The sequence below is a fragment of the Nguyenibacter vanlangensis genome, from assembly GCF_013376155.1.
In the GTDB taxonomy this organism is placed as follows: Bacteria; Pseudomonadota; Alphaproteobacteria; order Acetobacterales; family Acetobacteraceae; genus Gluconacetobacter; species Gluconacetobacter vanlangensis.
The window spans coordinates 1-7564 of record NZ_JABXXP010000100.1; the positions used below are offsets into that span (position 1 = coordinate 1).

7 protein-coding genes are annotated in these 7564 nt (G+C 60.4%); 1 reads left to right on the forward strand and 6 read right to left on the reverse strand.

Features of this window, described 5'->3' with window-relative positions:
* Positions 1–816, reverse strand: an 816-nt coding sequence (locus HUK84_RS07490; RefSeq protein ID WP_218064266.1) for a hypothetical protein, incomplete at its 3' end; no start/stop codon positions are given.
* 560 nt (positions 817–1376) lie between these two features.
* On the opposite strand from HUK84_RS07490, the gene acs reads away from it, so the two are divergent.
* Positions 1377–3272, forward strand: coding sequence for an acetate--CoA ligase (acs, locus tag HUK84_RS07495; protein ID WP_176639731.1), 1896 nt, complete (start codon positions 1377–1379; stop codon positions 3270–3272).
* Positions 3273–3567: 295 nt separating this feature from the next.
* On the opposite strand, the gene HUK84_RS07500 is transcribed toward acs, so the two are convergent.
* From HUK84_RS07500 to HUK84_RS07520, 5 genes are all read right to left on the reverse strand, one after another.
* Positions 3568–4311, reverse strand: a complete 744-nt coding sequence (locus tag HUK84_RS07500) for a FadR/GntR family transcriptional regulator (RefSeq protein WP_176639732.1) — start codon at positions 4309–4311, stop codon at positions 3568–3570.
* Between the two features lie 136 nt (positions 4312–4447).
* Positions 4448–4858: a winged helix-turn-helix transcriptional regulator gene (locus HUK84_RS07505; protein WP_176639733.1), complete on the reverse strand. Its 411-nt coding sequence runs from the start codon at positions 4856–4858 to the stop codon at positions 4448–4450.
* Between the two features lie 313 nt (positions 4859–5171).
* The gene (locus tag HUK84_RS07510; RefSeq protein ID WP_176639734.1) at positions 5172–6056 is read right to left on the reverse strand and encodes a pyridoxamine 5'-phosphate oxidase family protein; all 885 of its coding nucleotides are present in this window, start codon (positions 6054–6056) and stop codon (positions 5172–5174) included.
* Between the two features lie 111 nt (positions 6057–6167).
* Entirely contained in the window at positions 6168–6431 is a 264-nt protein-coding gene (locus HUK84_RS07515; RefSeq protein WP_176639735.1) for a DUF2274 domain-containing protein, read from the reverse strand.
* The gene (locus HUK84_RS07520) at positions 6424–7551 is read right to left on the reverse strand and encodes a TrbI/VirB10 family protein (protein WP_176639736.1); all 1128 of its coding nucleotides are present in this window, start codon (positions 7549–7551) and stop codon (positions 6424–6426) included. The genes HUK84_RS07515 and HUK84_RS07520 overlap by 8 nt, the downstream gene beginning before the upstream one ends.
* Between the last annotated feature and the right edge of the window lie 13 nt (positions 7552–7564).

A 7564-nucleotide genomic window follows, 5' to 3' on the forward strand; every position in this document is an offset into this window, starting at 1 on the left:
ACTTTCCCGGACACCCGACCGCACATAGACATTCGCCTGGTTCGCGGCGTAGGTCTTGTGCAGCTCCACATCCGAGACGTCGTAGGCGTCGCTGATCGCCACCAGGACGCGGTTCACCACGTCGGGATGCCCCGTCAGCGCCACGACATGCGCGGGCTGTGCCACGAGAGGCTGTGTGACGCCGACGGCCGCCAGCGTTTCGGCGACACGTGCCTGCAGGGGCGACGACGACGTCACACCCTCCGCGCCGACGAGGATGAAGGGCGCGAGCGCATGGGCGATCTTCGTGCCGTCGGCGACGGACAATGCGCCGGCGGCGACCGCCGCGGTGATGATGCCGAAGCTTTCGCCCGTAAAGGCCGCGAAACGGATCTCCGACCCGCTTCGCCGTGCGGCGTCGACAAGATAGCGGTGCAATGCGATCCCATGGACCAGCAGCGCGGCCCCCAGGAACGCCTGCCGCTCGATCCGGTCGTCGGGTATGTTGGCTTCCTGCAGAACGAGACGTTCGGGATCGGAACCCAGGGCCTCCGCCCCTTCGGAGAAAACCTGACGAACATCCCGTACGTCGCTGTCAAACAGGTTGCGTTCAAGCTGCCGATAGGCAGCGCGGCTGCCCAAGCCGGGAAAAAACCCAACAGGTCTCACTGCGATATCGCCTGGCTTATCCATCTGCCCCGAGGTCCAGGCATCGGCTTGCGGCTTTCGGTCCTCGGCCTTCTGATTACTGCTCATCGGCATGATCCTTTCAAGAAAAACAGGCTTTTCAATATCGACGTTTCTACCAGCGTTCGTGGCGCTCACAGCATTGAGCACAAGACGGATTTCGACCTATTTGTTCTTGATTTTTAATATTTATGCCGAAGTGACACGAAGCAAATATGGACAGACGGGTTGATCGGCGACATGCATCTTTGCAAATCATCCTACGTTTAAGTCAATAACGTACTTTTTTGTGCGCAAGTATCAAAAATGATATCACATCGGCCATGAACAAGATCTTCGCTCATCCACGTGCCACCGATAGGCCATGGGACAAGCGAACTGATCGCGCACGACGAAAATATCCCCAATCAATTGTTTTAGTTTGTATTTTTTGTTATGATATGGCAATCGTCACGAAGATCAACCCGCCTCTCCAGCCTGAAATCCAGGAAGGCAGGGTCTCCGGAACGTCACGAAACAGAAAAATACCTACCGTTCGTTATATTAAAATTAATGCAGATCGAATCTCCTTGCAAAATAACAAGAGACTAAATAAGAGTTCACGGTGTTGCCCTCTCTCCATGCCCTGCGTGTACCGCAGCTTCCATACGCAGCATGTCTGTGGGAGTGAACGGTGATTTTTCAACAATGATTCTTGATGCGTTTTCGAAATGATTTTTCCGCCCGTCTCGACTCTCCATGAGCACCGCGCGCATCGGAAGGCCGCGCACGACGATCCGGAGCGTTACTGGCTGACATATGCGCACGCCCTGGATTGGATGCAGTGCCCATCCAAGGCGTTGGATGCGGCCGGGCTATGGTTCCCGGATGGCCGGCTGAATGCCAGCGTCAACTGTCTCGACCGGCATCTTGAAATGCGAGGCAATGCGACGGCTCTGATCTGGCAGGGCGAGGAGGAAAGCCATGTCCTTCACCTGAGCTACAGGCAGTTGCACGCTCAGGTCTGTCGCATGGCCAATGTGCTACGCGATCACGGCATAATGCCGGGCGACCGCGTGGCCATTCACCTTCCTGGCGTGCCGGAAGGCGTGGTCGCGATGTTGGCATGCGCGCGCATCGGTGCGATTCACGTCGTGCTTTTCGGTGGTTTTTCGCCGGAGGCGATCGCAGATCGGCTGGCGGACAGCGGCGCCGGCGTGATCATCACTGCTGATGTCGGGCGCCGCGGCGCCAAGCGCATCCCGTTCAAAGCGACGATCGATGCGGCACTGGACCACGGCGCTGGAACCGCAATCAGACATGTCCTCGTCGTGGCGGTCACCTCGGAGACCGTTCCCATGACAGAAGGACGGGACCGTTTCCTCTCCCCGCTGCTTTCCGCAGCGTCCGATCTGTGCACGCCGGAGCCGATGGACGCCAACGCGCCCCTCTTCCTGCTTTATACCTCCGGCAGCACCGGGAAACCCAAAGGCATCGTGCATGGGACCGGGGGCTACCTTCTGTGGGCTGCCTATACGCACGCCCTGGTCTTTGCGCATACCCCTGGCGACATTTTCTGGTGCACCGCCGATATCGGCTGGATCACCGGGCACAGCTATGTCGTCTACGGCCCCCTGGCGAATGGCGGCACGATCCTGTTGTTCGAAGGCATGCCATCGCATCCGCGTCCGGGGCGGTGGTGGCAGGTGATCGAAAAGCACCGCGTCACGAGTTTCTATACCTCTCCGACCGCGATCCGCGCGCTGATGACCGAAGGGGACACGATTCCGAAACGTTACGACCTCTTCAGCCTACGCGTCCTGGGTTCGGTCGGAGAGCCGATCAGCCAGGAAGCCTGGGGATGGTTTCACGCCACGATCGGCGGCGGCCGCTGCCCATTGGCGGATACCTGGTGGCAGACCGAAACGGGTGGCATCATGATTTCGCTCGTTCCCGGTGCGATCGAGGCGCGGCCGGGTGCGGCGGCATTCCCGCTCCCGGGTGTAACCGCGCTCCTGCTGGACGCGTCGGGCCGCATTCTGGAGGGCGAGGCCGAAGGCATGCTATGCATAGCCGGTTCCTGGCCGGGTCGCGCACTGGGCATATGGGGCAATGATGCACATTTCCATGCCACCTATCTGCGTCCGTTTCCCGGTTACTATTTTACGGGAGATGGCGCCCGGCGCGACCGGGATGGCTATTTCTGGCTCACCGGCCGCGTTGACGACGTGATCAATGTATCGGGCCATCGCATCGGATCAGCGGAAGTCGAAGACGCCCTGGCCATGGAGCCCGCCATTGCCGAATGTGCGGCGGTCGGCGTGCCCCACGCCCTGAAGGGACAAGCGATCGTAGTCTTCATCGTGCCGAACGGCCCTGCATCCGACGATATCCAGGCGCGCGCCGCGCGGGCCGTCACGACGAGACTCGGCCGCTATGCCGCTCCAGAGCGCGTATATGTCGTCACCGATCTGCCCAGGACACGTTCGGGCAAAATCGTGCGGCGGCTGCTGCGGAAAATCGCCAGCGGCGACATCGAAGGGTTCGGCGACCTATCGACACTCGCGAATCCGGCCGCTGTCACGATTCTCATCGAAGCCATGCGCCGCGAAGCCAGTTCAGCCTAATGCCGCTCAGAAACGGTCATGACGACGATTTCGGCGTCCGGAATCCAATTACCATGAGGTGGCCAGCGTCCTGCCTCGACAACCTTATGAAAAGGCATATTAAAATTAACGCAGCAAGTGGTTTTTCTGCGTTCAGAGAACCACCGCAAGAAACACGTGGAGCTTACGGGCCGTAATGTCATCGGTTCTCACATTCGCGTGAGAAACTTCCGCCCCGCACGACCGACGGTGTTAACGGCCATTCATGCACTTGTAGTCTTGGCCGCCGACATGGAATCGCCGAATCTGCGCGCGGTTAGCGCGAAGCTCCCAGCGTATCAGCCGCGTCACAGTCCAGACTGAAAGCGGCGATCAACGGCTGAAGGATCGCGCGCGCAATCCGCACTGCCCGGGTTTCATCGCCCGCTTCGATCGCACGGTAGAGACGCCCATGGAGGGCCAAGCCCGGCTCGGGAACATCATGTTCCAGCAGCGCCGAGCGCGCCGCGTCCTGTGCTGCGTCGAGGAAATAGCGGTAGAGTTGGATCAACGCGCCATTGCGGCTAGCCTCGGCGATGGCGAGATGGAAAACCGAGTCATGCTCTATGAACGCATCGACTCCCTCGCCCTTCTCCCATTCTCCGCGCGCATCGAGTCCGGCCTGAATCCGTTTCAGGTCGCGCTGCGTGCGACGCGACGCCGCAAGACGAGCGGTCTCGATGTCCAACATCGCCCGCAGTTCAAAATGTTCGCGCAGGTTCGACCGGCTGATTGTCCGCATCAGGGCCGCCGGGTCCTCCAGCGACCGTATATAGGTCCCGTCGCCCTGGCGGACTTCGAGGATACCGGCATGGGACAACACGCGAATCGCCTCGCGCACCGTACTGCGGCCGACATGAAGTATGTCGCCAAGCTCGCTTTCGGTGGGAATGCGCGTGCCCACGGGCCACATCCCGGCGGCTATATGCGCGCGCAAAGCCTCAAGCGCTAAATCGACGAGAGACTGGCGCCGAGCCTGGGTGAGAGCCTCAGCACGCGGGGAGGAAGAGTCTGGGGGCATAACCCAAACATCCTATCACCGGATGTTTTCCTGTCGACAGATTATATGGCTGTGCCGGCTGCGCCTCGTTCACAATTCGGCTTTCGCCGAGGCTTCAATATAGCCTGTCAAGCCCCAAGGACGATCAATATTGACCTTATTCAGTTAGTATGAGCTCCTTACGTGAAATAGCTCGTCTATCGGATTGTGGCTCACGGTGGCCTTGGGATAATGAATCCGCTCCTTGCGCACCCCATGCCTCCAGGGCAATGATAACCGGATGCAAGGCTTTGCCATATGGCGTCAGTCCGTAAATCACACGCATCTGAGTTGACATCTGGACCTCACGATTGACCAGACCAGTATGCTCCAGATCGCGCAACTGGAGCGTGAGTACGCGATGAGTGATTTTAGGAAAACATCGACGGAGATCATTGAAGCGCAGGGGGCCCCGTGTCATCAACATATAGAGAATAAGGCCTTTCCATTTACCGCCGATGCGTTCAATCGCGGCACTGAGATGGTGAGCAGGCGCCGTGTGGTCCGCGCGCAGGTGATCCGACTTCATGGTCCAAGGACTCCCATACAGTCCGCTTTTTGTACCGGATAGTATGATAGCGCGCAGAACGGTCGTTCGTCACTGAATTTGGCTGCCGGCATCGGCTTATAATTCGTGTTGGAGATGCAGCAGCATCGGGACGCTGGGCACTGTTGATGCCGGACTACTCGTATGATAGCCCGGCTCTATTCGCATTTTTTTCAAAAACTCGCGCCCCTCGAATGGACAGCATGGCAATCACGCGGCACGACCCGCGATAATCAGGACGCCGCGCGGTCCGCCGTGTTCTACAAACGGTCGGGTTTCGCCGTCATCATTCGCCTCACCGGTTCTTCGGCGCTTGGACGTCGGGTCCCTCGCCCCAGGCGAGCGGGAGGGCCGCCCTTCGCCGGAGGACATCGCGGATGCGGAGGCTGAAGGATCGCTGCGTGCCGATCCATGACACAGAGGCATCCCCCGCGACGTGCAGGAGGTCGCCCGTGGAGAAGTCGACGAAGAGAAGACCACCTCGGGGGTTTTCGAGAAAATTCCCGAAACTGTTGAAATAGCGGTTTCCCGGATAATCGGGTACGGTCAGGACGTCACCATCGATACGGACAAAGCCAGAGGGACCGCCGCGATGCGAGACATCCATGCCACCAAGGGCGACCTCCGACGCACAGGACGCCACGAAGAACGTGGTTGCGGTCCCGATCAGGCCACGCGCCTCCGCATCAAGCACGGATAATCGTTCTACGCACCCAGGCACACGATGCACGGGCCACATGTCGCGCGTGCGGATATATTGAGGACAATTTCCGAAGCTCTGCAGGACGTGTAGGAGAATACCATCTGGACCGCTCGAAAGGACAACGCCATTGGCGCGGTTGCGCCGGCGTGTCGCGAACTCGATTCCTAGGATCGCTGCGGGGCGTCCAGGGCCTATCGCCTCGGCCACGGGATCATCACGCGGAGGCGCCCAGGCCAGGAGAAGCGTCGTTTCGTCGGGACTGGAAAGGAAGCCAGGCGATCCGACCGCAAGTGTCGCAACCGGCCATCCATCCGCAGATAGGGCACCAAGCACGACATAGGGCAGCGCGGCGAAGAAGTTGCGATGCTGTTCCGTCATGAAGGCCCGGATGAAAGCGCTCGATGGCGGCTCAACTCCGGCAAGCGCCTGTGCGCGCCGTTCTCCTTCATAAAACGCGGTTTCTGTCTCGTCAGTCATCGTGATCTGCCGTTGCCAAAACGATAAACCCTATCATGCACCGCCTCTCACCCACATCAAAAATACAGACTGGTCAGTATTTTTGAAACCATACCGCATGGCTTCGGCCGATCATTTCTGTCGGGGTGAACGTGCGGGGACGATGTCGGGACTGTCCCGCCGCCTTTTCAGAAAAGCACGATCGCGCTCGATGAACCGGGCCACCATGACCGGCACAAGGCGAGCCGGGTTGGCCGCGGCGCCGGCTGCCGTGACCTGCCCCTCGGCGAGGAACTGGGCGTACAAGGCGAGATCCCGATAGATCTCTGCGGGAAACGCGACCGTCATCCGGACCGGACGAGTCTCGGGGATCGCTGTAATGCGCAATTTATCCATGGTGGCCGTCTCCTGCCTCGACATAGGGTTGCAGAATTAAGTCTCGCGCCAAAAGAACCGTGAACGGGAGTCCCGGCCGATCGGTCAGCGTCGGCTGGATATTGAGGCTGCGGTCGACCAGCCGGTTTCCCACCATGGAGAACCCGTTGCTGGCGCCGCTGCGGATCGCCTGGGCGAGGTTATTCTCACTCTGGCTCGTACCTGCCTCGGATCCCACGCTGAGCAGGGTGGTCACCAGTGCGGCCTTGAACAGCTGACCCCAGTGATTATTCACCTCATCGGACAGTCCAGACTGGCCGATGGCATCCGCGCCGGGCAGCTTCTCCAGCACCAGACTTTCCCCGTTCGGAAAAATCAGCCGGGTCCAGATGATCTGGGTGCGCTGCTGCCCAAAGGAAATCCCGCTGTTATAGGCGCCGAACAGCGTGCTGCCCTGCGGGATCAGGAGATACCGCCCCGTCGGGCTGTCATAGACGTTCTGGGTGACGTGCCCGACGATCTGCCCTGGCAGGTCGGAACTGATCTTCGTGTTCAGCGCGCCCGCGATCACAGTTCCCGCCTGGAGCATATAGGGCGACGCGAGCGGCATGATCCGGTCGGGGCTGATGGTCTGTCGGTCAGGCTGCCCTGCGAGGAAAGCGCGGTTTCCGGCCTGCGGTCCGGTATCGACTGTTCCCTGCCCCTGACCGGGCGAGGCGGAGGCCAAGGTCGGGATCGGCTGCCCATCATGCCGCTCGCGGGCTTCGATCGAGGCGAACAGCTTACTACCGATGGCGGCATCGATTTCCTGCTGCGCCCGGCGCGCGTTCTCGTCGCCGATGGCATTGGTAGGGACTGATTTCCCTTGCTGCTGGGCATGCAGGATCGGACGCCCCAGATCGCCGGGCAGCGCGGGCCCCAGTTTCGGCACGCCGGCATAATCTTTCGGCAGACTGTCCAGTCCGGCCGCCGCGGGAGGCGATGCATTGTCCGCTCCAGCCGGCCCTGGTGGCGGTCGATGGCTGGCTTCCAGCGCATAGCCCAGCGCAAAGGCCACGGCGATGACACCAAACCCGCCGAGCGACCAGATCACGGCGCGCGACAGCCGTACCACACGCGGCCGTTCGGCACGCAGGCGCAGGTCGGGCGAGGAC